Here is a 20,894-nt window from a genome sequence, read left to right as displayed (position 1 = left end):
GCTCCCGGTACGCCGGGAGCGGGGCTTGCGTCGTGTCCGGTAACGCTTCGGCATCCTCCGCTCCACCCACCATTGACACTCCGCCGACACGGCCCTTACGGTCCTTCCCAAGCGACTGGAAAGTTTCCTAACAGTTCGTCCGAAGCCCGCCCGCTCCCCGCTCCGGGGACACCCGCGGACCGTCCCGACCAGCCGAAAGGGGAGGATTCCGGGCATGACCAAGAACACCGCGAAGGCCCCCCTCGCCGGCACCCCCAGCCTGCTGCGCGCCATCAACGACCGTGCCGCCCTCGAACTCCTGCTGGAGAACGGGCCGCTCTCGCGCACCCAGATCGGTGCCCTCACCGGGCTGTCCAAGCCCACCGCCTCCCAGCTGCTGGCCCGGCTGGAGGCGGCCGGGCTGGTCCTGCCGGTCGGCACCACGGCGGGCGGCCCCGGCCCCAACGCCCGTCTGTACCAGGTGAATCCGGCCGCCGGGTACGTCGCCGGACTGGACGTCACCAACAGCGAGATCCGGGTCGCCGTCGCCGACATCACCGGCACCACGCTGGCCGAGTACACCGTGCCCACCAAGGGCGTCCCGGCCGCCGGGACCGTCCCGGCCGTCGCCACCGCGGTGGCCGAGGCCGTCCGGGCCGCCGGCCTGCCCGAGGGCGTCCTGCGCACCGCCGCGATCGGCGTCGGCGGCGCCCCCGACCCGGTCACCGGCAAGCTGCGCTACGCCTCCCACCTGCCGGGCTGGCACTCGCCGAGACTCGTCGAGGAGCTGACCGAGGCGATCGGCGCGCCGGTGTCGATCGAGAACGACGTGAACCTGGCCGCCGTCGCCGAGCGCTCCTCGGGCGCCGCGGCCGGTTTCGAGGACTTCGTCCTGCTCTGGGCCGGGGCGGGGGTCGGCGCGGCCATCGTGATCGCCGGGCGGCTGCACCGCGGCTTCACCGGCGGCGCCGGGGAGGTCGGCTACATGCCGCTGCCCGACTCGCCGGTCGAATGGGACGCCCGCCGCCGCAAGTTCGGCGGGTTCCAGGCCCTGGTCGGCACTCCCGCCGTCCGGGCCCTGGCCCGTGAGCACGGGCTCGGCGCGGCCACCGCGCAGGAGTCCATCGCCAAGGCGCTGGCCCTCCCGGGCGCCGGCGACGCTTTCCTCGCCGAGCTGGCCGGGCGGCTCGCCGTCGGGCTGGCGGTGATCGTCGCCGTCGTCGACCCCCAACTGGTGGTCCTCTCCGGCGTGGTGCCGAGCGCCGGCGGCGAGCGGCTGCGCGCGCTCGTCGAGGACGAACTGGCGCGGATCTCCATCGCCCGGCCGGAGGTCCGCAGCAGTGCCCTGTCCGGCTCACCGGTCCTGCTCGGCGCCCTGCAACGTGCCCTGTCCGACGCCCGCGAGGCGGTCTTCTCCACCCACTGACGCTCCCCCTGTCACCTCGCCACCTGCACCCACCTCTCCCCAACCCCCGAACGCGGGAACCGAGGCAACGAGGCCTGCCCGCGCACCCCCAGGAGGATCCCGAAGTGCACGCCACCACCTCCCGCAGAGGCCGCCGCACCGTCGCCGCCGTCGCCGGCAGCGCCGTCCTGGCGCTGCTCGCCTCCGCCTGCACCGGTTCCAGCGACACGGGCGGCTCCGACGAATCGGCCGGCGGCAAGGACGTCACCATCACCTTCTGGCACGGCTGGAGCCAGGAGAACGAGATCAAGGCGATCAACGACAACATCGCCGCCTTCGAGAAGACCCACCCCACCATCCACGTCAAGGCCGTGGACAGCCTCGCGGACGACAAGGTCAACCAGGCCCTGCGGGCCGGTGGCTCCGACGCGCCGGACGTGGTCTCCTCCTTCACCACCAACAACGTCGGCATGTTCTGCTCGACCAAGGCCTTCGTCGACCTCAAGCCGATGCTCCAGAAGAGCGGCATCGACCCGGCCAAGACCTTCCCGGCCACGATGCTCAACTACACCCAGTTCCAGGGCAACCAGTGCTCGCTGCCGCTGCTCGGCGACGCCTACGGCCTGTACTACAACAAGAAGGCCTTCGCCGACGCCGGCATCGCCAACCCGCCGAAGACCTTCAGCGAGTTCGCCGAGGACGTGACCAAGCTGACCGTCGCCGACGGCGACTCGTACAAGCAGCTCGGCTTCATGCCGCTGTACCACGGCTACGAGTCCACCACCGAGCACTACCTCGGCCAGTACGGCCCCACCTACTTCGGCGCCGACGGCAAGTCGGACATCGCCACCGACCCGAAGGTCGCCGCGATGCTCAAGTGGCAGAAGGGCCTGGTCGACCAGCTCGGCGGCTACGCCAAGCTGGAGAAGTACCGCGCGACCTTCGGCGAGGAGTTCAGCGCCAAGAACCCCTTCCACACCGGCCAGCTCGCGATGATCCTCGACGGCGAGTGGCGCACCGCCTCGCTCGCCAAGGACAAGCCCGACTTCGAGTGGGCCACCGCCGCCTTCCCCGTCCCGGACGACCAGGCCGACACCTACGGCCGCGGCTACCAGACCGGCACCATCGTCGGCATCGCCAGCACCAGCAAGAAGCAGGCCGCCGCCTGGGAGTTCGTCAAGTACCTGACCACGGACACCGACGCGGTGGTCGGCTTCGCCAACGCGATCCACAACGTGCCGAGCACCTTCGAGGCGCTCGACTCGCCGAAGCTGGTGAGCGACGACAACTTCAGGACCTTCCTGAACGTCGCCAAGAACCCCCACTCCGGCACCACCCCGCCGGCCGTCAACGGCGGCAGCTACATCACCACCCTGCAGAACCTCGGCTACGACTACGAGTCCGGCAAGCAGACCGACCTCCAGGCGGGCCTGGCCGCCACGGCCAAGCAGATCGACACCGACATCGCCCAGGCCAAGTAGCCCGGGAACGGTCCACGGAGCTCCCATGTCACTCGCGTTCGGCACCCGCAAGGGGAACGACGAGGCCGACGCGGGACCGACCGGCCCGGCGGCGCCCGGCACGCAGCACCTGCTGCGCCGCAAGCGCCGCCGGGAGGCGGCCCGCACCCTCGCCTTCCTCTCCCCCTGGCTGATCGGCTTCAGCGTCTTCTTCGCCTACCCGCTGATCTCCACCGTCTACTTCTCCTTCACCTCCTACAACGGCTTCGGCTCCCCGACCTTCAGCGGCCTGAAGAACTGGAACTACGTCTTCAACGAGCTGCCGGCCTTCTGGCAGGGCCTGCGCAACACCCTGTGGCTGGTCGTCGTCATGGTGAGCCTGCGGGTCGCCTTCGGCCTGGGCATCGGGATGCTCATCACCAAGGTCAAGACCGGCGCCGGCTTCTTCCGCACCGCCTTCTACCTGCCGTACCTGGCCCCGCCGGTGGCCGCCACGGTCGCCTTCGCCTTCCTGTTCAACCCCGGCACCGGCCCGGTCAACCACCTGCTCGGCGAGCTCGGCCTGCCGCAGCCCGGCTGGTTCGCCTCCGAGGACTGGTCCAAGCCCGCCCTCACCCTGCTCGCCATGTGGGGCGTCGGCGACCTGATGGTCATCTTCATGGCCGCGCTGCTGGACGTCCCCCGGGACCAGTACGAGGCGGCCGAACTGGACGGCGCCGGCCCGTTCCAGCGGTTCCGGTACGTCACCCTGCCGAACATCTCGCCGATCATCATGTTCGCGGTGGTCACCGGGGTGATCCAGACCATGCAGTACTACACCCAGGCGATCGTCGCCGGGAAGGTCGCCAGCGGCATCGCGGGCGGCTCCGGCCAGCCCTTCGAGCCCGGCTACCCGGGCGGCTCCACCTGGACCCTGCCGCAGATGGTCTACAAGCTCGGCTTCCAGAGCTTCAACTACGGCGCGGCCTGCGTCGTCGCCCTGGTGCTGTTCGCCATCTCGATGGCCGTCACCTCGATCCTGCTCCGCCGCCGGTCCGGCTTCATGGCGAGCGACGACTAGCGGGCCTGTGAGGACCTGATCATGACTCTTGGCACCACACTCACCGAGGCGTCGGCCGCGACCGGACCCTCCCGCCCCTCCCGGTCCGGCAGCCCCGCCGCCCGGGCCGCCCGGCGCCGCGCGGCGCTCAACTGGGTGGCCGTGCACGCGCTGGCCATCGCCGCCGCGCTGTTCTTCCTGCTGCCCTTCGTCTTCGTCCTGCTCACCTCGGTGATGTCGGACCGGCAGGCGCTCACCACCGACTACTGGCCGACCAGCTGGGAATGGGGCAACTTCGGCAAGGTCTGGGCCGTCCCCGGCTTCCTCAGCTGGTGGCGCAACACCCTGCTGTACGCCGGGCTCGGCACCCTGCTGACCGTGGTCTCCAGCCTCCCGGTGGCCTACGCGCTCGCCAAGTTCCGCTTCCGCGGCCGCAACCTGGCCCTGATGGCCGTCATCGCGATGATGATGCTGCCGCCGCAGGTCACCGTCATCCCGATGTACCTGTTCTGGACCAAGCAGATGGGCCTGGGCAGCTCGCTCTGGCCGCTGATCATCCCGATGGCCTTCGGCGACGCGTTCTCCATCTTCCTGCTGCGCCAGTTCCTGATGACCATCCCCAAGGAGTACATCGAGGCTGCCCGGATCGACGGCTGCGGAGACCTGCGCACCCTGCTGCGGGTGGTCCTGCCGATGGCCAAGCCGGCCATCGCGGCGGTCGCGCTGTTCCAGTTCTTCTACTGCTGGAACGACTACTTCGGCCCGCAGATCTACGCCAGCAACAACCACGACGCCTGGACGCTCAGTTACGGACTGGAGTCCTTCAAGGCCGCCCACCACACCAACTGGAACCTCACCATGGCCGCCACCCTGCTGGTGATGGCCCCGGTGATCGTCCTCTTCTTCTTCGCTCAGAAGGCCTTCATCGAAGGCGTGACACTGACAGGGGTCAAGGGCTGATGTCCGCACTGAAGTTGGCAATCGTCGGCGGCGGTTCGACGTACACCCCGGAGCTGATCGACGGCTTCGCCCGGCTGCGCGACACCCTGCCGATCGGCGAACTGGTGCTGATCGACCCGGCCGCCGAACGCCTGGAGCTGATCGGCGGCCTCGCCCGGCGGATCTTCGCCAGGCAGGGCCACACCGCGGTCGTCACGGTGACCACCGACCTGGTGGCGGGCGTCGCGGACGCCGACGCCGTCCTGCTCCAGCTGCGCGTCGGCGGGCAGGCGGCGCGCGACCGGGACGAGACCTGGCCGCTGGAGTGCGGCTGCGTCGGGCAGGAGACCACCGGCGCCGGCGGCCTCGCCAAGGCGCTGCGCACCGTCCCGGTGGTGCTGGACATCGCCGAGCAGGTGCGCCGGACCAACCCGGACGCCTGGATCGTGGACTTCACCAACCCGGTCGGCATCGTCACCCGGGCCCTGCAGGGCGCCGGCCACAAGGCCGTCGGGCTGTGCAACGTCGCGATCGGCTTCCAGCGCAAGTTCGCCGGGCACCTGGGCGTGGACCCGGAGCTGGTCCGGCTCGACCACGTCGGGCTCAACCACCTGAGCTGGGAGCGCGGGGTGACCCTGCTCGACGCCCCGGGCGCCGCGACCGGGCGCGAGGTGCTCCCCGAGCTGCTGTCCTCGCACGGCAAGGAGATCGCCGAGGACCTCCACCTGCCGCAGGCCGTCATCGAGCGCCTCGGCGTGGTGCCGTCCTACTACCTGCGGTACTTCTACCAGCACGACGCGGTGGTGGCGGAACTGAAGGAGCAGGGCTCTCGGGCCGCCCAGGTGGCCGAGATCGAGCGGCAGCTGCTGGAGCTGTACGCCGACCCGACCCTGGACACCAAGCCCGAGCTGCTCGGCAAGCGCGGCGGCGCCTTCTACTCGGAGGCGGCCGTCCAGCTGATCGCCGCCCTGCTCGGCACCGGCGGCGGGACGTCCGTGCAGGTGGTGAACACCCGCAACGACGGCGTGCTGCCCTTCCTGCCGGACGACGCCGTCATCGAGGTGCCGGCCGAGGTGGACGCGCGGGGCGTGCGCCCGCTGCCGCAGCGGCCCGTCGAGCCGCTGTACGCCGGTCTGATCGCCGCCGTCACCTCGTACGAGCACCTCGCCCTCGACGCCGCCCTGCACGGCGGCCGCGACCGGGTCTTCGACGCCCTGCTCGCCCACCCGCTGGTCGGCCAGATCGAGCTCGCCGACCAGCTCACGGACCGGCTGCTCGCCCACAACCGCGAGCACCTCGCCTGGGCCTGATCCGGCCCGCGACGCGCCCGCCCGGCGACCGGAGGAGGTCGCCGGGCGGGCCCCGCGAGGAGACCGCCCACCCCCGGCCGGGGACCATTCGGCCGGGCACCCCGGCCGGGACCACGGCCGGGCACCCGGCCGACGACCACGGCCCGGGCCACGTACGAGCCGCGGGGACCTGATGACCCACCAGCCCGAACCACTCCTGCCCGGCGTCCTCGCCATCGACGCGGGGAACTCCAAGACCGACGTCGCCCTGATCGGCACCGACGGCAGCATCCTCGGCACCGCCCGCGGCGGCGGCTTCGCGCCGCAGAAGATAGGCGGCGCGGCCGCGGTCGCCGGCCTCGCCCCGCTGGTCGAGCAGGCCGCCGCCGAGGCCGGGCACCCGTCCTGGAACGGCGTGCTCACCAGCCACGTCAGCGCCTGCCTGGCCAACGCCGACCTGCCGGTCGAGGAGGAGGCCCTGCGGGTGGCGCTGGAGTCCCATCCCTGGGGGGCCGGCAACACCGTCGTCAACGACACCTTCGGCCTGCTGCGGGCCGGCACCGACGGCCCGCGCGGCGTCGCGGTGGTCTGCGGCGCCGGGATCAACTGCGTCGGCCTGCTGCCGGACGGCCGCACCGCCCGCTTCCCCGCCCTCGGCGAGCTCACCGGCGACTGGGGCGGCGGCTCCGGGCTGGCCGTCGCCAGCATGTGGCACGCCGTCCGCGCGGAGGACGGACGCGGCGGCCCGACCGGGCTCGCCCGGGCCATCGCCGAGCACTTCGGCCTGCCCAGCGCCGGAGCCGTCGCCGAGGCCGTCCACCTCGGGCACCTGTCGAGCGACCGGCTGCACGAGATCGCCCGGGTGCTGTTCGCCGTCGGGGCGGAGGGCGACCCGGTGGCGCTGGAGCTGATCGACCGCCAGGCCGACGAGATCGTCCGGCTCGCGGTGGTGGCCCTCGGACGCCTGGACCTGCTGGACACCCCGACCCCGGTGGTCCTGGGCGGCGGCGTGCTCGCCTCCCGCCACCCGCTGCTGCTGGACAACCTGACCGCCCGGCTCGCCGCGGCCGCGCCGCTGGCCGAGCCGCGCGTCGTCGTCGCCCCGCCGGTGCTCGGCGCGGCGCTGCTCGGCCTCGACCACCTGGCGGCGGGCGAGCGGGCGCAGGCCCGGGTGCGCGAGGCGTACGAGACCGGCCGGCCGGTGGCGGCCTGACCGCCGCTCAACAGTCCCCCTCCCCCGCCGGATCCGCACGTCCGGCGGGGGAGGGAACCGGCGGACGGCGTCGACGGGAACCGCGGGCCGGGCCCCGTTCGTGTCAAGCGGGTACCGACCACCGCCGCCTCCCGGGGAGACTGGTGCCATGGCCACGCCCCGCACGCTCCTCGCCGCCGCCTTGCTGGCCTGCGGCGCCGCCACCGCCCTCACCGGCTGTACCCCCGCCGACTCCGGCTCCACGGTGGCCGAGGCCTCGGCCGCCGCCCTGGCCGACGAGGGCCCGGACGACCTGCTGGAGGAGGACGACGACCTCTTCTACGAGGAGGACGAGGAGTTCTACTCCGCCACGGACGACCCGTCCGTGCCCGCCGCCACCGCCGAAGCCTCCGTTTCCGCCGCGGCTTCCGCCTCCGCCTCCGCCGAGCCTTCCGTGGAGCCCTTCGCCGGGCCTCCCGCCGAACCCTCGGCCGGCCCCGGGTGCGCCACCCCCACCACGCACCCCGGTCACGAGATCTTCCTCGTCGTCGCCGCCGGCCCGGCCGAACTCACCGCCCGGCCCGCCCGGTTCAGCTGCGGCTCCGCCCGCTACGAGCCGGCCGGCAGCCCCGTCCACTACGGCTTCGCGGGCGCCGGCGTGGCCGCGACCCTGGTCGACGGCCCGCACGACGACCCGGCCCGGACCGTCCCCCTCGACGAGCTGATCGCCCACATCGACGACTGCCTGGCCGAGCGCGAACCGGCCGACCCGTACGGCTGCCACGGCAACGCCTACGACGTGGTGCTGGACTCCCACGGCCGGATCATGCGGATCGGCGAGGTCGACGGCCCCTGACGTGCGCTGACGTCCGCTGACGACTGCTGACGACCGCTCGGCGGCTGTCCGGCGGCTGCCCGGCGCGCGCATACGGTGTAAGAACGGCTCTCAACTGTTGGCATTCGGCTGTGCTACGCGCATCGACCGGCCGTCCGCTGGGGGCTTTTGACGTTCGCTACGTCCGTGGGGGCCTTCCTTGGGGCGGGTCTTACCTTCTCCGTCGTTGACCCGGTTTCGGCGGCGGTGCTTTGCTTCCGGCCGTCGGCGGTAACCGGCTCCCGATCCCCCGCACCACCGACGGTTCCTGGCGAACCGTCGGCACCTCCGCGCTGCCGCCGCCCCATTTGTCCCCCACAGTGCCGCCGCGCCGTACCCGGGCACGCCCGGCACCAGAGAGGAACCCTCACGATGGGCATCTCCCCCACCTCCCGCCGGATGCGGCTGCGGGCCCTGACCGGGCTCAGCGCCCTGGCGCTGGCCGCCGCCGGCTTCGCCGCCGCCCCGGCGGCCCAGGCCGCCCAGGACAACCGGCCGGCCGGCGAGTTCGCCGGACAGCCCCACCCCTACCGGCACGGCGCGCACCCGACCAAGGAGGCCGGGAACGCGGCCAAGCCGGCGAGCAACAACCTGAGCTACGGCGGCGGTGTCGACGGCATCGGCGTCACCACCGGCGCGCCGAAGGTCTACCTGGTCTTCTGGGGCACCCAGTGGGGCACCCAGGGCACCAACTCCAGCGGCTACACCACCCTGACCGGCGACCCGAAGGGCGAGGCCGTCCGGGCGCAGCAGCTGTTCAAGGGCCTCGGCACCAACAGCGAGACCTGGTCCGGCGTCATGACGCAGTACTGCGAGGGCGTCGCCGCGGGCGCGACCAGCTGCCCGTCCGGCTCCGCGCACGTCGGCTACCCGACCGGCGGCGCGCTGGCCGGCGTCTGGGTCGACGAGTCCGCCGCCGCCCCCGGCCAGGCCACCGGCCACCAGCTGGCCGCCGAGGCGGTCAAGGCCGCCGGCCACTTCGGCAACACCACCGCCGCCTCCAACCGCAACGTGCAGTACGTGGTGCTGTCGCCGACCGGCACCCACCCGGACGGCTTCAACACCCCGAACGGAGGCTTCTGCGCCTGGCACGACTGGAACGGCGACACCACCCTGACCGGTGGCGCCGCCTCCTCCCCCTACGGTGACGTGGCGTTCACCAACGACCCGTACGTGACCGACATGGGCAGCTCCTGCGGCCAGAACTACGTCAACAGCGGCAGCGCGGGCACCCTGGACGGCGTGACCATCGTGTACGGCCACGAGTACTCGGAGACCATCACCGACCAGAACCCGGCGGGCGGCTGGACCGACTCGACCGGGTACGAGAACGCCGACAAGTGCTCCTGGAACGGCGTCGGCGGGACGGGCGGCGCGCAGAACGTGAGCTTCGCGACGGGCTCCTTCGCCATGCAGGGCACCTGGTCGAACGGGGTCAACGGCTGCCAGGTCTCGCACGCGATCGTCCACTGACGCGCGGGCGGGGGCAGGCCCTCGCCCGGCGCCGGAGCGGGCCGTGCGGGCCCGCCCCGCCCCACTTCCGCGTGCCGGGGCTACGGGGTCGCGGGGCTACGGGGTCACGAGGCTGCGGGGCTACGGGGCTACGGGGCTACGGGGCTACCAGCCCGAACTCGTAGGCCTGGATGACCAGGTGGACCCGGTCGCGGGCGTCGAGCTTGGTGAACAGCCGGGCGACGTGCGCCTTGGCGGTGGCCACGCTGATGGTGAGCTCCGCGGCGATCTCGGCGTTGGACAGGCCCCGGCCGACCAGGACGAGCACCTCGCGCTCGCGCTCGGTGACGGCCTCGGCGACCGGCCTGCGGGGCCGGGCTGCGGCGGCCTCCGCGTCCGGGCGGGCGGCGAACTCGCCGATCAGCCGGCGGGTGATGCCGGGGGCGAGCAGGGCGTCCCCGGCGGCGACCACCCGGATGCCGTCCAGGATGGTCTCCAGGGCGAGGTCCTTGACCAGGAAGCCGCTGGCCCCGGCCCGCAGCGCGCCGTAGACGTAGTCGTCGTCGTCGAAGGTGGTGAGGACGAGGACGTGGGTGGGCAGGTCCGGGTCGGCGGTGATCCGGCGGGTGGCCTCGATGCCGTCCGTACCGGGCATCCGGATGTCCATCACGGCGACGTCGGGGCGCAGCCGGGCGACCAGCTCGACGGCCTCGGCGCCGTCGCCGGCCTCGCCGACCACCTCCAGGTCGGGGGCGTCGGCGATCAGCACTCGCAGGCCGGTGCGGATGAGCGGCTGGTCGTCGACCAGGACGACACGGATCACGGTCCCACCTCCACGGGGGTCTCGACGGCGGTCCTGACGGCAGTCCCGACAGGGGTCCCGACGACGGGCTCGACGGCGGGCTCGGCAGGGGTCCCGGCGGGGGTCTCGCCGGGGGGCTCCTCGGGGAGCGGCAGTCGGGCGGCGACCAGGAAGCCGCCCTCGGGGCGCGGGCCGGCGCTGAACTCGCCGTGCAGCAGGGCGACCCGCTCGCGCATGCCGGCCAGCCCGTAGCCGGTGCCGGGGCCGCCACCCGCCGCTCCGGCGCCCAGGTCGACCACCGTGACGGCGAGTTCCCGCCGACCGTAGGCGACGGTGACGTGGCAGTCCCGGGTGCCGGAGTGCTTGACCACGTTGGTGACCGCCTCCTGGACGATCCGGTAGGCGGCGAGGTCGACCTCGGGCCGCAGCGGACGGACCGTGCCGTGCCGGGTGAGCGCCACCCGCACCCCGGCGCCCGCCGCCTTCTCCACCAGTCGGCCCAACTCGCCCAGCCCGGGCGCCACTTCGAGTGGGGCGGACTCCCCCTCGCCCTGCCGCAGCGCGCCGAGCATCCGGCGCAGGCCGGCCAGGGTCTCCCGGCTGGTGGCCTCGATCGCCTCCAGTGCCTTGCGGGTCTCGGCGGGCTGGGTGTCCATGACCCGGCTGCCCATGCCGGCCTGGATCGCGACGATGCCGATGTTGTGGGCGACCATGTCGTGCAGCTCGCGGGCGATCCTCAGCCGTTCGGCGGTGATGGCCTGCTCGGAGGCCCGGCCGCGCAACGCCTCGGTGTGGACGCGGCCCTGGTGCACGGTGTTGCCGATCAGCCAGGCGATCAGCACGGTGGCGGCGAAGCCCGCGTAGGCGAGCGGGTTGACGGGGTAGTCGTTGACGGCGCCCCAGATCAGCAGCCCGGCGAGGGTGGCGAGCGGCAGCGCCAGGGCGGTGAGCGAGACCCGGCGGGAGCGGGTGGCCGCGCAGTAGCCGACCACCGCGTCGGCGATCAGGAACTGGAGCGGCGCCGCCTCCGGGACGCCCCACATCCCGAGCGCGAACATCCCGCCCCCGAGCGCCACCACGACGGCGAGCAGCGGCAGCCGGACCAGCAGCGCCGCGACCAGGGTGGTGACCACCGCGGTGACCACCATCGGCATGTCCTCGGGGTTGCCGTGGTAGTTCACTAGGTGGCGCAGCTCGTCCTCGCGGGTGAGGAATCGGAACCCCACCAGGGCCGTCCACAGCGCCGCCACCCACACGCCCGCGGGCAGGCGCCTGAGCAGCGGCGGACGAGGTTCGGTGATCATGGCGCGATGGTATCGGCGGCCCGGCCGGCGGCGCATTGGCCCGGGGGCGTAATCCCCGGGGCCAGTACGGCGACCCGCGGTTGTGGCCCGCGGCCCGATGCCCGGGACGGGGGCCGACCGGCAGCGTTGTCCCCGTGATCGAGATCGAGCGACTGACCAAGCGGTACGGCGCCACCACGGCCGTCGACCAACTGACCTTCACCGTCCGGCCGGGCACCGTGACCGGTTTCCTCGGGCCCAACGGCGCGGGCAAGTCCACCACGCTGCGGATGATCCTGGGCCTCAACACCCCCACCGCGGGCACCGCCACCGTGGCCGGCGTGCCCTTCGCCGGCCGGCCGCGCGGACTGCGGCACGTCGGCGCGCTGCTGGACGCGGGCGACGTGCACGGCGGGCGCAGCGCCCGGGCCCACCTGTCGGCGCTGGCCCGCAGCAACCGCATCCCGCTCGGGCGGGTGGACGAGGTGCTGGCGGAGGTCGGCCTCGGCAAGGCGGCCGGGCGGCGGATCGGCGGCTACTCGCTGGGCATGAAGCAGCGTCTGGGCATCGCCGGTGCGCTGCTCGGCGACCCGCCGGTGCTGCTGTTCGACGAGCCGCTGAACGGGCTGGACCCGGAGGGCGTGCTCTGGGTGCGCGGGCTGTTCCGGCGGCTCGCGGACGAGGGCCGCACGGTGTTCGTCTCCAGCCACATGATGGCGGAGATGGAGCACACCGCGGACCGGCTGGTGGTGATCGGGCGCGGGCGGCTGATCGCGGACGAGAGCCTCGCCGAGTTCTCGGCCCGCAACGCGGTCTCCTCGGTGGCCGTCCGGACGCCCGAGCTCTCCGCGCTGGCCGAGGCCCTGCGCGCCGAGGGGGCCGAGGTGCGGCTGGCGGAGCCGCACCTCGGGATCGTCACGGGGATGCCGGCCGCGCGGATCAGCGAACTCGCGCTGCGCCACGGCGTGGTGCTGCACGAACTGGCCGCCCGGACGTCGTCGCTGGAGTCGGCGTTCATGTCCCTGACCGCCGACAGTGTCGAGTACCCGGCTGGAGAGGCCCGATGACCACCGCGACCCTGGGTTCCACCGTCGAACCCGCACCCCGTTTCCTCGACCTGCTCGCCGCCGAGTGGATCAAACTGCGCTCGCTGCGCTCCACCTACTGGGTGCTGGCGCTGGCCTCGCTGGTGGCGATCGCGGTCAACGTGAACGCCGTCCACACCGACCTGCCGTACATCGACCACCCGCCGCCGCGGATGCCCGGCCAGTCGCCGTACACCTACGACCCGCTGTTCCACGGCCTCGGCAGCATCGCGAGCGACCTGATGGCGGTCGCGGCCGGCAGCCTCGGGGCGATCACCGTGTTCGGCGAGTACACCACCGGACTGATCCGCACCACCTTCGCCGCCGTGCCGGACCGCCGGGGCGTGATCGCGGCCAAGGTGCTGCTGATCGGCGGGATCACCGCGCTCGCCGGGCTCGTGGTGTCGGCGGTCTCCTTCTTCACCGTCAACGCGATGCTGGCCTCCCGGCACGTCGGGCTCTCCGTCACCGACGAGGGCTGCCTGCGGGCCGTGCTCGGCTACGCGGCGATCGTGCCGGTCTGCGCGCTGATCGGGATGGCGCTGGGCGCGCTGCTGCGGCACGCCACCGCCTCGATCGTCTCGCTGGTGATGCTGATGTTCATCCTGCCGATGATGTTCGGCGGGGACCGCTACCGGTGGCTGAAGGAGATCGGCACCCACCTGCCCCTGGCCACCGTGCAGCGGCTCACCATCACCCCGCACTCCACGACCACGATGGGGAAGTACGCGCCGAGCGTGCTCGACTCGTGGATCACCATGGGGCTGTGGGGCCTGGCCGCGCTGGTGGCGACGGTGCTCGTGGTGCGGCGCCGGGACGTGTGAGGCCCTGGGCTACCCCAGGCCGAGGCGCCGCGCGGTCGCGGCGGGCAGCCGGTACGGGCGCTCGGGCGGCAGCAGCCGCTGGGCCTTCGCCGGCTGCCCGTCGCGGACCAGCGCGGCGATCCGCCGCACCTGCGGGGTGAGGTCGGTGAGTCCGACGAGCCACTCCTCGGCGTAGCTGCGGATCAGCGAGCGGCCGATGCCCACCTGGATGCTGTAGTGGTTCAGCGCCGCCCCGCGCAGCGACCGCTCCGGGTCCCACTGCACGTGGACCTCGGCGCGGGCCACCTCGTCCGGGTGCGCGGTGGTCAGGACGGCGCGGGCGAGCGCCTCCTCCCAGCCCTCCCGGGTGATCCGGACCGCCAGCACCCTGGTCTGTCCGGCCTTCTGCGCCCAGTTGCTGCGGTGCATCAGCCAGCGGAACGAGGGCTTGATCCACGTCATCCGGTGGAAGCCGAAGGGCGCCGTGAACCGGCCCGCCGCCAGCGCCGCATCGGCGACGGCCGGCGGGTACGCCTGGTAGAGCACGATCGTCCGCGCGTCGTGGTCGGCGCGGATCTCGCGCAGTGCGGTCATCTCGCGGCACCCCCTTCGCCCCCCGGCGTCCCCTCCGCCCCCGGCACGCTCTTCGCCTCCGGCACGCTCTTCGCTCCAGGCACGCTGCCAGCGCGGGCCCGCCCGGCGCAACGGGATTACCGGGCGGGGCCGCGGCCTCCTCGGACCGTGGCCCCGTGATGCCCGGCTCGGGCCGCGGCGCCCGCCTCAGGCCGCTGCGGTCTTGGCGCGGAAGGCGCCGAGGGTGGCGGCCGGGACGCCGCAGCCGGGGAGGAAGGAGGCCGCGCCGCCGTGGTGGGTGCGGACGCGGTCGAGGAAGACGGACATGGCCTCGGCCGGGGCCTCCAGGAGGGGCGCGGGGATCGTGAGGTTGTGGCCCCGGGAGTCGGTGACGCGGGAGGTGGTGCGGTCGTTGAGGGCGGTGCGGTGGCGTTCGGCGAGGCCGGCGAAGATCTGCGGGAGGGCGTCGGCGGTGCGGGTGTAGTCCGCGACGATGTGCTCGGCGGGGACGTCGAGGAGGTCCAGCAGGAGGGCGGTCAGCAGGCCGGTGCGGTCCTTGCCTGCGGCGCAGTGCAGCAGGACGGCGCCGGGGCGGACGGTGGCGTCGACGGCGGCGGCCACCGCCTCGGGCGCGGACTCGGCCAGCAGGACGTAGAAGTCGCCCAGGTCGGCGGCCGTGGCCATGGTGCTCATCCGCGCGGTGAGGGCGTCTGTGGCGGGGTTCACCGGGGCGGCGACGACGGATATCCCGGCGGCCGCGGCGGCGGCCCAGTCCTCGGGGTCGGTCTCGCGCGGGTCCCGCAGGTCCACGATGGTGCGGATGTCGCAGCCGCGCAGCTGGGCGACGGTGGCCTCGTCGGCGGCCGGGAACGGCTGGGCGGAGCGGTACAGCACACCGGGACGGACCCGCCGGCCCTCGGGGTCGCCGAGGACGGCGGCGTCACGGAAGTTGACCAGGGACATGCGGGAGGCCTTTCGGTGGAGCCGCACCCGGGACGGGACGGGGAAGATCCGGAGCGGAGACATCTAGACGTCTAGATGTGTAACCCGTTCCGGGGTCGCCGGGCAAGCCTCGATCGGTGCATCCCTCCATCCCACTCCCCTCGGCGGGCCACGGCGACCCGGGCGGCCGCAGCGGGCCACGGCGATCCGGGCGACGGAAGCGGGCGCGGCCGGGGCGCGGACGGCGCGGGCGGCGCGGACCGACCCCGGGGGCGCGGGCGGGCTCCGTAGGATCGGGCCCGTGGCGACGAACCCCCCGAGCTCCCCGAACACCCCGGTGTACCGCCGCCTGGCCCGCCGGATCCAGGAGCGCGTCGACGCCGGCGCCTACCCGGCCGGCACCCGGCTGCCCAGCGAGTCCGAGCTGAGCGCCGAGTTCGGCGTGAACCGGCTGACCGTGCGGCAGGCGGTGGCGGAGCTGGAGCGGGCGGCCGTGGTGGAGATCCGCCGGGGCGTGGGCACCTTCGTCCGCCCGCCGGCCGTACGGGTGTCGATCGCCGTGGACCCGCGCAGCCAGCGCTTCGACCTCGGCAGCGTGCCCACCGCACTGCCGAACGAGGAGCGCACCGACGGCGAGTTCGTGGTGGCCGCTCCGCCCGTCACGGGCTCGCCGCAGGACGCGGAGGCCGCCCGTCAGCTGGGCCGCAGCCCGGCGGAGCTGTCCCGGGTGGACTCGGTGATCCGGCTGGGCGGGCGGGCCCGGGCGGCGTGCAGCTACTGGGTGCCGTTCGGCCCGCTGCCCGCCGAGCTGGTCCGGCCGGGCCGCTCCGGGAACCTGGTGCCGGACCTGGCGCGGGCCGCCGGGGTGGAACTGGAGTACGACTGGCGGGCCTTCGGCGCCATCGGCGCGGACCTCGCGGACGCCGAGCTGCTGGGCGTCCCGCCGGGCACCGCGCTGCTGGTGCGCGAGGGCGTCAGCTGCACCCCGGACGGCACCCCGTCGCTGTACGTGCGGCGGCGGATCGACGGCAGCAGCGCGCGCTTCGTCCTGCACTTCCGCGACCGGTAGCGAAGGCCGCCGCGCCCGCCCCCGGCCGGAGCGCCCCTGATAAATTCAGCGCCGAAACACCAGGCCGTACGGGGGCGGGCAGAGCACGGTGATCGAGGAGATCGACTACGACATACCCGGCGAGCTGGCCGAGGTCTACCTCGTCCTGCTCGCCGACGTCTCCCGCACCGGGCGGCTGCCGCGCCGCGAGGAGCTGGAGCGCCTGCGCAAGCTCGGCGAGCACTGCGCCGAGGCCGGGTACGGGCTGCGCGAGGTGGTGGCGCACTGTCTGGCCGCGGCCCGGCGGGCCTGGCAGACCCTGCCCGGGACGGCCGCCGCGAGCAGTGTCACCGAGCTGCGCCGCACGGGCGACGCGGTGCTCGCCGCCACCGACGCCGCGCTGGCCGCGCTGGGCGAGGGCCACGAGCGGGCCCAGCGCCTGGCCGTCCGCCAGGAGGAGGCGGCCCGCCGGGAGTTCATCGACGACCTGCTGTTCGGCCGCAGCGACCTCGGGCTGCTGGCCGAGCGCGCGGAGCGGTTCGGGCTGCGGCTGGCGGGCTCGTACACGGTGGCGGTCGCGGTGGGCGAAGAGCCGTTCGCGGACGTCCATCCGCTGGTGCACCGGGTGGAGCGGGAGCTGGCCGGGCGGTTCGGCGAGCGGGACGTGCTGCTGGCCAGCAAGGACGGCCGGCTGGTGTGCATCGCCCCGGACTCCGAGCGGGCCGTGCTGGAGGCCTTCGCCGAGCTGACGCTGCGCCCCGGCCCCGGCTACCGCCCGGTGCTGCGGGTGGCCACCGGCCGCCGGCACTCGGGGCCGAGCGGGGTGCCGCGCAGCTACGAGGAGGCGCTGGACGCGCTGGACTACGCGCAGCGGCTGGACCTGCCGGCCCGGCAGCTGCGGGCCGAGGAGCTGCTGGTCTTCCCGGTGCTGATGCGCGACCGGGCCGCCATGGCCGACCTGGTGCGCAGCGTGCTCGGCCCGCTGACCGAGGCACGCGGCGGCGCCCGTCCGCTGCTGGACACCATCGCGGTGCAGGCGGAGGCCGCGTACGTGAACGCGGAGGCGGCGCGCCGGCTGGGCCTGAGCGTGCGCACGCTGAGCTACCGGCTGGAGCGGATCAAGGCGCTGACCGGGTACGACCCGGCGGACGCGCTCCAGCGCTTCACCCTGGAGACGGCGGCGATGGGTGCGCGGCTGCTGAACTGGCCGGAACAACCGCTGTAGTACGCGGTACGACGGCTGTAGTGCGCGGCACTACGGCTGTAGTGCGCGGAACCACAGCTGTAGTGCGCGGAACCACGGCCGTAGTGCGCGATACGACCGCCGCGGTCCCGCCGCGGGAGTCCCGCCGCCCCAAACCCGGGGGGCGGCTCCGGAACCGTCCGGCGGCCGTCCTGTTGCCGAGCTGTTGCAGTGTCACGCGGGCCGTACGTACCAGGGTGTCAAGAGGGCGTAAAGATTGCCGGATCCTGGCAATGTGCGGGGGACCGCGGCACTGTCATGATCTCCCCGGCGCCGAAGCGCGGCGCCGGCGGGAAGACGGGGGAGCGTGGCCGGGATGGGGGGATTCTTCGCGGCCGCGCTGGCCTTCCCGACGGCGCTGTTCAGCTTCGCGCTGGTGGTGGTGGTCGGGTACTGGTTGCTGATGCTGTTCGGCGGCCTGGTTCCGGGCGCCGTGCACGGGGGGCACGGCGGCGGGCACCAGGTGGACGTCGGACACGCGGGGCACCACCTGGGTGCCGGGCACGGGGGGCACGCCGGGCACCTCGGACACGAGGGGCACGGTGGCGGGGGGCACAGTGCCGGGGGGCACGGCGCCGACGACGGGTCCGGCCGGCAGGGCACCGGCCACCACACGGGCGTGCTGGACGCGCTGGGGCTGGGCGGGGTGCCCGTGACGGTGGCGGTGTCGCTGCTGGTCGCAATCGCCTGGTTCGTCAGCCTGGCCGGCACCGTCCTCACCTCGGGGGCACCGGCGCGCGGCGGCGTGTTCGTCGTCGCGCTGGTCGCCTCCTGGGCGGGCACCCGGGTGCTCGTCCGGCCGCTGTCGCGGCTGTTCCCGCAGGACCGGCCGGTCACCCGGGGGGACTTCGTCGGCCGGGTCTGCGTGATCCGGACCGGCCGGGTGACGGCCGACTTCGGGCAGGCCGAGGTCACCGCGGAGGACGGCTCCACCGCGACCGTCCAGGTCCGTACGGCGACGCCCGAACCGGCCCTGACGGCCGGGCGGACCGCCCTGATCTTCGACTACGACGCCGAGGGCGAGCACTTCCTGGTGGCGCCCTTCGACCCGCCGCCCGCCCACTGACGCCTGTCCGCTGACGCGGCGTCACGCGTTTCCATCCACCCTCACCGCCCTTCCCTTCGCACCAACTCGCCATCGTCAAAGGACTCCGTGATGGACACCATCGCCGTGGGTTTCGGCGTGCTCGTCGCCGTCGTGCTGCTCATCGTGCTCGCCATGCTGCTGTTCGTGGGCCGTCTGTTCCAGAAGGTCGAGCAGGGCAAGGCACTGATCGTCTCCCGGACGAAGAAGGTGGATGTGACCTTCACCGGCGCGATCGTCCTCCCGGTGCTCCACAAGGCCGAGTTGATGGACATCACCGCGAAGACGGTGGAGATCCACCGGGCCGGCCGGGACGGCCTGATCTGCCGGGACAACATCCGCGCGGACATCCGGATCTCGTTCTTCGTCCGGGTCAACAAGACCGTCGAGGACGTCATCAAGGTCGCGCAGTCGATCGGCACCGCCCGGGCCAGCGACCCGCAGGCGATCCAGGAGTTCTTCGCCGTCAAGTTCGCCGAGGCGCTCAAGACCGTCGGCAAGCAGCTGGACTTCACCGACCTGTACACCCACCGGCACGAGTTCCGGGACCAGATCATCGCGGTCATCGGCACCGACCTCAACGGCTACACCCTTGAGGACGCGGCCATCGACCACCTGGAACAGACTCCGATGAGCCAGCTGGACTCCGACAACATCCTGGACGCCCAGGGCATCCGCAAGATCACCGAGCTGACGGCGATCGAGCACGTGCGCACCAACGAGTACCAGCGCAACGAGCAGAAGGAGATCACCCGGCAGAACGTGGACGCCCGGGAGGCCGTCCTGGAGCTGGAGCGCCGGCAGGCCGACGCCGAGATCCGCCAGCGCCGCGAGATCGAGACCCTGCGGGCCAAGGAGGACGCGGTGATCGCCCGGGTGCAGGAGGAGGAGCGGCTCAACGCCCAGACCGCCTTCCTGCGCACCGAGGAGCTGCTCGGGGTGCAGCGGGAGAACCAGGCCCGCGAGGTCGCGGTGGCGCAGAAGAACCGCGAGCGGGTGATCGCGGTGGAGAACGAGCGGATCGAGAAGGACCGCCTGCTGGAGGTCGTCGGCCGCGAGCGGGAGACCCAGCTCGCCACGATCGCCAAGGAGAAGGAGGTCGAGTCCGCCAAGCGCGAGGTCGCCGACGTGGTCCGCGAGCGGGTCGCGGTGGACCGCACCGTCGCCGAGCAGGAGGAGGCCGTCAAGACGCTGCGCGCCACCGAGGAGGCCGAGCGGGTCCGCAAGGCCGTCGTGATCCAGGCCGAGGCCGAGGCGCAGGAGAAGCTCGTCAAGGACATCAAGGCCGCCGAGGCCGCCGAGCAGGCCGCCTCGCACAAGGCCCGCGAGGCGCTGGTGCTGGCCGAGGCCCGGCAGCAGGCCGCCGAGCTGGACGCGGCCGCCAAGATCCGGATGGCCGAGGGCATCCGGGCGGAGGCCGCCGCCGAGGGTCTGGCCCGGGTCCAGGTCCGCGAGCAGGAGGCCGCGGCGGTGGAGAAGGTCGGCCGTGCCGAGGCCGTCGTCCAGGTCGAGAAGGCCAAGGCCGCCGCGCTGGAGGTCGGCGGAAGGCTGAAGGCCGAGGCCGAGGGCCTGACCGAGAAGGCCGCGGCGATGGCCAAGCTGGACGAGGCCTCGCGCGGGCACGAGGAGTACCGTCTGCGGCTGGCCGCCGAGAAGGACGTCCGGCTGGCCGGGCTGGACACCCAGCGGCAGATCGCCGAGGCCCAGGCGGCGCTGGTCGCGGCCGGGCTGGAGAAGGCGAAGATCGACATCGTCGGCGGGGACTCGGTCTTCTTCGACAGGCTGGTGCAGTCGGTGTCGGCCGGCAAGAGCCTGGACGCCTTCGTCGGCCACTCGCAGACCGCGCAGACCCTGGCCGGGCCCTGGCTGGACGGGCGGGCCAGCTTCACCGAGGACCTCACCAGGGTGCTCTCCTCGGTCTCCACGGCGGACGTGCAGAACCTGACGGTCTCCGCCCTGCTGATGAAGCTGATCGGCTCGGGCGCCGGCGACCAGGCCGGGCAGCTGCGCCGGCTGCTGGAGTCGGCGCAGCAGCTGGGCGTCGCGGAGACCCCGCTCGGGGTCCTGGCCGGCGGCCTCGCCTCGGCCAACGGCTCCAAGTGACCCGCTGAGCGACCGGGCGTTCCGACCCGCCGCCCGAACCGCCCGACCCGACCGACAGAACCGCCCGACCCGACCGATCTGACGGAACCGACCGAGGAACGTGACCGTGACCGTGGACGCCCTCGACGCCCGGCTCGACGCCGGCACCTACGAGGTCCTGCGCGACCGGCTCGCCCGAGCCGCGGGCCCAAACAACCACCCGGCCCCGGCGGTGTGAGCCCGCCCCGGGGGCGCGGTCGGGGGGGGGGGGGTGCGGGGGGGGGGCCCCCCGCGGCGGCCCCCCACCCCGCGCAGCCGAG

Annotated in this window: 18 protein-coding genes; 14 read left to right on the top strand and 4 right to left on the bottom strand. The window is 73.6% G+C overall.

Features of this window, described 5'->3' with window-relative positions:
- Window positions 1-214 precede the first annotated feature (214 nt).
- The 8 genes from ACFWJ4_RS35535 to ACFWJ4_RS35500 all read left to right on the top strand — a co-directional run bounded on the left by ACFWJ4_RS35535 (window position 215) and on the right by ACFWJ4_RS35500 (window position 9,650).
- Window positions 215-1,405, top strand: a complete 1,191-nt coding sequence (locus ACFWJ4_RS35535; protein WP_380551855.1) for an ROK family transcriptional regulator — start codon at window positions 215-217, stop codon at window positions 1,403-1,405.
- Window positions 1,406-1,509: 104 nt separating this feature from the next.
- Window positions 1,510-2,865: an ABC transporter substrate-binding protein gene (locus tag ACFWJ4_RS35530; RefSeq protein WP_380551852.1), complete on the top strand. Its 1,356-nt coding sequence runs from the start codon at window positions 1,510-1,512 to the stop codon at window positions 2,863-2,865.
- 25 nt (window positions 2,866-2,890) lie between these two features.
- Window positions 2,891-3,904 (top strand): sugar ABC transporter permease, encoded by a 1,014-nt coding sequence (locus ACFWJ4_RS35525; RefSeq protein ID WP_359914800.1) that lies wholly within the window; start codon window positions 2,891-2,893, stop codon window positions 3,902-3,904.
- Between the two features lie 21 nt (window positions 3,905-3,925).
- Window positions 3,926-4,843: a carbohydrate ABC transporter permease gene (locus ACFWJ4_RS35520; RefSeq protein ID WP_380551849.1), complete on the top strand. Its 918-nt coding sequence runs from the start codon at window positions 3,926-3,928 to the stop codon at window positions 4,841-4,843.
- An 8-nt stretch (window positions 4,844-4,851) separates the two neighbouring features.
- A complete protein-coding gene (locus ACFWJ4_RS35515; protein ID WP_380356722.1) occupies window positions 4,852-6,132 on the top strand; it encodes a 6-phospho-beta-glucosidase in 1,281 nt (426 codons plus the stop codon).
- Window positions 6,133-6,304: 172 nt separating this feature from the next.
- Window positions 6,305-7,324, top strand: a complete 1,020-nt coding sequence (locus tag ACFWJ4_RS35510; protein ID WP_380551846.1) for an N-acetylglucosamine kinase — start codon at window positions 6,305-6,307, stop codon at window positions 7,322-7,324.
- 148 nt (window positions 7,325-7,472) lie between these two features.
- Window positions 7,473-8,159, top strand: a complete 687-nt coding sequence (locus tag ACFWJ4_RS35505) for a hypothetical protein (RefSeq protein ID WP_380551843.1) — start codon at window positions 7,473-7,475, stop codon at window positions 8,157-8,159.
- 390 nt (window positions 8,160-8,549) lie between these two features.
- Window positions 8,550-9,650 (top strand): hypothetical protein, encoded by a 1,101-nt coding sequence (locus ACFWJ4_RS35500; RefSeq protein ID WP_380356712.1) that lies wholly within the window; start codon window positions 8,550-8,552, stop codon window positions 9,648-9,650.
- A gap of 136 nt (window positions 9,651-9,786) precedes the next feature.
- On the opposite strand, the gene ACFWJ4_RS35495 is transcribed toward ACFWJ4_RS35500, so the two are convergent.
- Window positions 9,787-10,452: a response regulator transcription factor gene (locus tag ACFWJ4_RS35495; protein ID WP_359914785.1), complete on the bottom strand. Its 666-nt coding sequence runs from the start codon at window positions 10,450-10,452 to the stop codon at window positions 9,787-9,789.
- Window positions 10,449-11,735 carry a sensor histidine kinase gene (locus tag ACFWJ4_RS35490; RefSeq protein ID WP_380551840.1) on the bottom strand — a complete coding sequence of 429 codons (1,287 nt, stop codon included), beginning with the start codon at window positions 11,733-11,735 and terminating at the stop codon, window positions 10,449-10,451. Before ACFWJ4_RS35490 ends, ACFWJ4_RS35495 begins: the two co-directional genes overlap by 4 nt.
- Window positions 11,736-11,869: 134 nt before the next feature.
- Here ACFWJ4_RS35490 and ACFWJ4_RS35485 point away from each other — a divergent pair, with 134 nt between their 5' ends.
- Both ACFWJ4_RS35485 and ACFWJ4_RS35480 read left to right on the top strand, forming a co-directional pair.
- Complete coding sequence (locus ACFWJ4_RS35485) at window positions 11,870-12,781, top strand: ABC transporter ATP-binding protein (RefSeq protein ID WP_380551837.1); 912 nt, start codon at window positions 11,870-11,872, stop codon at window positions 12,779-12,781.
- Window positions 12,778-13,623: an ABC transporter permease gene (locus ACFWJ4_RS35480; RefSeq protein WP_380551834.1), complete on the top strand. Its 846-nt coding sequence runs from the start codon at window positions 12,778-12,780 to the stop codon at window positions 13,621-13,623. Before ACFWJ4_RS35485 ends, ACFWJ4_RS35480 begins: the two co-directional genes overlap by 4 nt.
- A gap of 9 nt (window positions 13,624-13,632) precedes the next feature.
- Here ACFWJ4_RS35480 and ACFWJ4_RS35475 read toward each other — a convergent pair whose 3' ends face one another.
- Together ACFWJ4_RS35475 and ACFWJ4_RS35470 are read right to left on the bottom strand one after the other, a co-directional pair.
- Window positions 13,633-14,196: a DUF4291 domain-containing protein gene (locus ACFWJ4_RS35475; RefSeq protein ID WP_380551831.1), complete on the bottom strand. Its 564-nt coding sequence runs from the start codon at window positions 14,194-14,196 to the stop codon at window positions 13,633-13,635.
- A 186-nt stretch (window positions 14,197-14,382) separates the two neighbouring features.
- The gene (locus ACFWJ4_RS35470) at window positions 14,383-15,138 is read right to left on the bottom strand and encodes a tyrosine-protein phosphatase (protein ID WP_380551828.1); all 756 of its coding nucleotides are present in this window, start codon (window positions 15,136-15,138) and stop codon (window positions 14,383-14,385) included.
- 280 nt (window positions 15,139-15,418) lie between these two features.
- On the opposite strand from ACFWJ4_RS35470, the gene ACFWJ4_RS35465 reads away from it, so the two are divergent.
- The 4 genes from ACFWJ4_RS35465 to ACFWJ4_RS35450 all read left to right on the top strand — a co-directional run bounded on the left by ACFWJ4_RS35465 (window position 15,419) and on the right by ACFWJ4_RS35450 (window position 20,595).
- Window positions 15,419-16,186: a GntR family transcriptional regulator gene (locus tag ACFWJ4_RS35465; RefSeq protein ID WP_380551825.1), complete on the top strand. Its 768-nt coding sequence runs from the start codon at window positions 15,419-15,421 to the stop codon at window positions 16,184-16,186.
- An 88-nt stretch (window positions 16,187-16,274) separates the two neighbouring features.
- Window positions 16,275-17,390, top strand: coding sequence for a PucR family transcriptional regulator (locus ACFWJ4_RS35460; protein ID WP_380551822.1), 1,116 nt, complete (start codon window positions 16,275-16,277; stop codon window positions 17,388-17,390).
- 334 nt (window positions 17,391-17,724) lie between these two features.
- On the top strand, window positions 17,725-18,474 hold the full coding sequence (locus tag ACFWJ4_RS35455) for a hypothetical protein (RefSeq protein ID WP_380551819.1): 750 nt from the start codon (window positions 17,725-17,727) through the stop codon (window positions 18,472-18,474).
- 90 nt (window positions 18,475-18,564) lie between these two features.
- A complete protein-coding gene (locus tag ACFWJ4_RS35450; protein WP_380551816.1) occupies window positions 18,565-20,595 on the top strand; it encodes a flotillin family protein in 2,031 nt (676 codons plus the stop codon).
- Window positions 20,596-20,894 lie beyond the last annotated feature (299 nt).

It is taken from the genome of Kitasatospora sp. NPDC127067 (assembly GCF_042724755.1).
In the GTDB taxonomy this organism is placed as follows: Bacteria; Actinomycetota; Actinomycetes; order Streptomycetales; family Streptomycetaceae; genus Kitasatospora; species Kitasatospora lactacystinica.
The sequence above is the reverse complement of the archived record's forward strand: the minus strand, read 5'-3'. Positions and strand labels throughout refer to the sequence as shown.

What these genes read in the sequence shown, in the direction of transcription:
- ACFWJ4_RS35450 (WP_380551816.1), top strand. Translation starts at nt 18,565, where the DNA reads ATGGACACCATCGCCGTGGGTTTCGGCGTGCTCGTCGCCGTCGTGCTG.
- ACFWJ4_RS35525 (WP_359914800.1), top strand. Translation starts at nt 2,891, where the DNA reads ATGTCACTCGCGTTCGGCACCCGCAAGGGGAACGACGAGGCCGACGCG.
- ACFWJ4_RS35535 (WP_380551855.1), top strand. Translation starts at nt 215, where the DNA reads ATGACCAAGAACACCGCGAAGGCCCCCCTCGCCGGCACCCCCAGCCTG.
- ACFWJ4_RS35510 (WP_380551846.1), top strand. Translation starts at nt 6,305, where the DNA reads ATGACCCACCAGCCCGAACCACTCCTGCCCGGCGTCCTCGCCATCGAC.
- ACFWJ4_RS35455 (WP_380551819.1), top strand. Translation starts at nt 17,725, where the DNA reads ATGGGGGGATTCTTCGCGGCCGCGCTGGCCTTCCCGACGGCGCTGTTC.
- ACFWJ4_RS35480 (WP_380551834.1), top strand. Translation starts at nt 12,778, where the DNA reads ATGACCACCGCGACCCTGGGTTCCACCGTCGAACCCGCACCCCGTTTC.
- ACFWJ4_RS35470 (WP_380551828.1), bottom strand. Translation starts at nt 15,138, where the DNA reads ATGTCCCTGGTCAACTTCCGTGACGCCGCCGTCCTCGGCGACCCCGAG.
- ACFWJ4_RS35475 (WP_380551831.1), bottom strand. Translation starts at nt 14,196, where the DNA reads ATGACCGCACTGCGCGAGATCCGCGCCGACCACGACGCGCGGACGATC.
- ACFWJ4_RS35505 (WP_380551843.1), top strand. Translation starts at nt 7,473, where the DNA reads ATGGCCACGCCCCGCACGCTCCTCGCCGCCGCCTTGCTGGCCTGCGGC.
- ACFWJ4_RS35520 (WP_380551849.1), top strand. Translation starts at nt 3,926, where the DNA reads ATGACTCTTGGCACCACACTCACCGAGGCGTCGGCCGCGACCGGACCC.
- ACFWJ4_RS35500 (WP_380356712.1), top strand. Translation starts at nt 8,550, where the DNA reads ATGGGCATCTCCCCCACCTCCCGCCGGATGCGGCTGCGGGCCCTGACC.
- ACFWJ4_RS35490 (WP_380551840.1), bottom strand. Translation starts at nt 11,735, where the DNA reads ATGATCACCGAACCTCGTCCGCCGCTGCTCAGGCGCCTGCCCGCGGGC.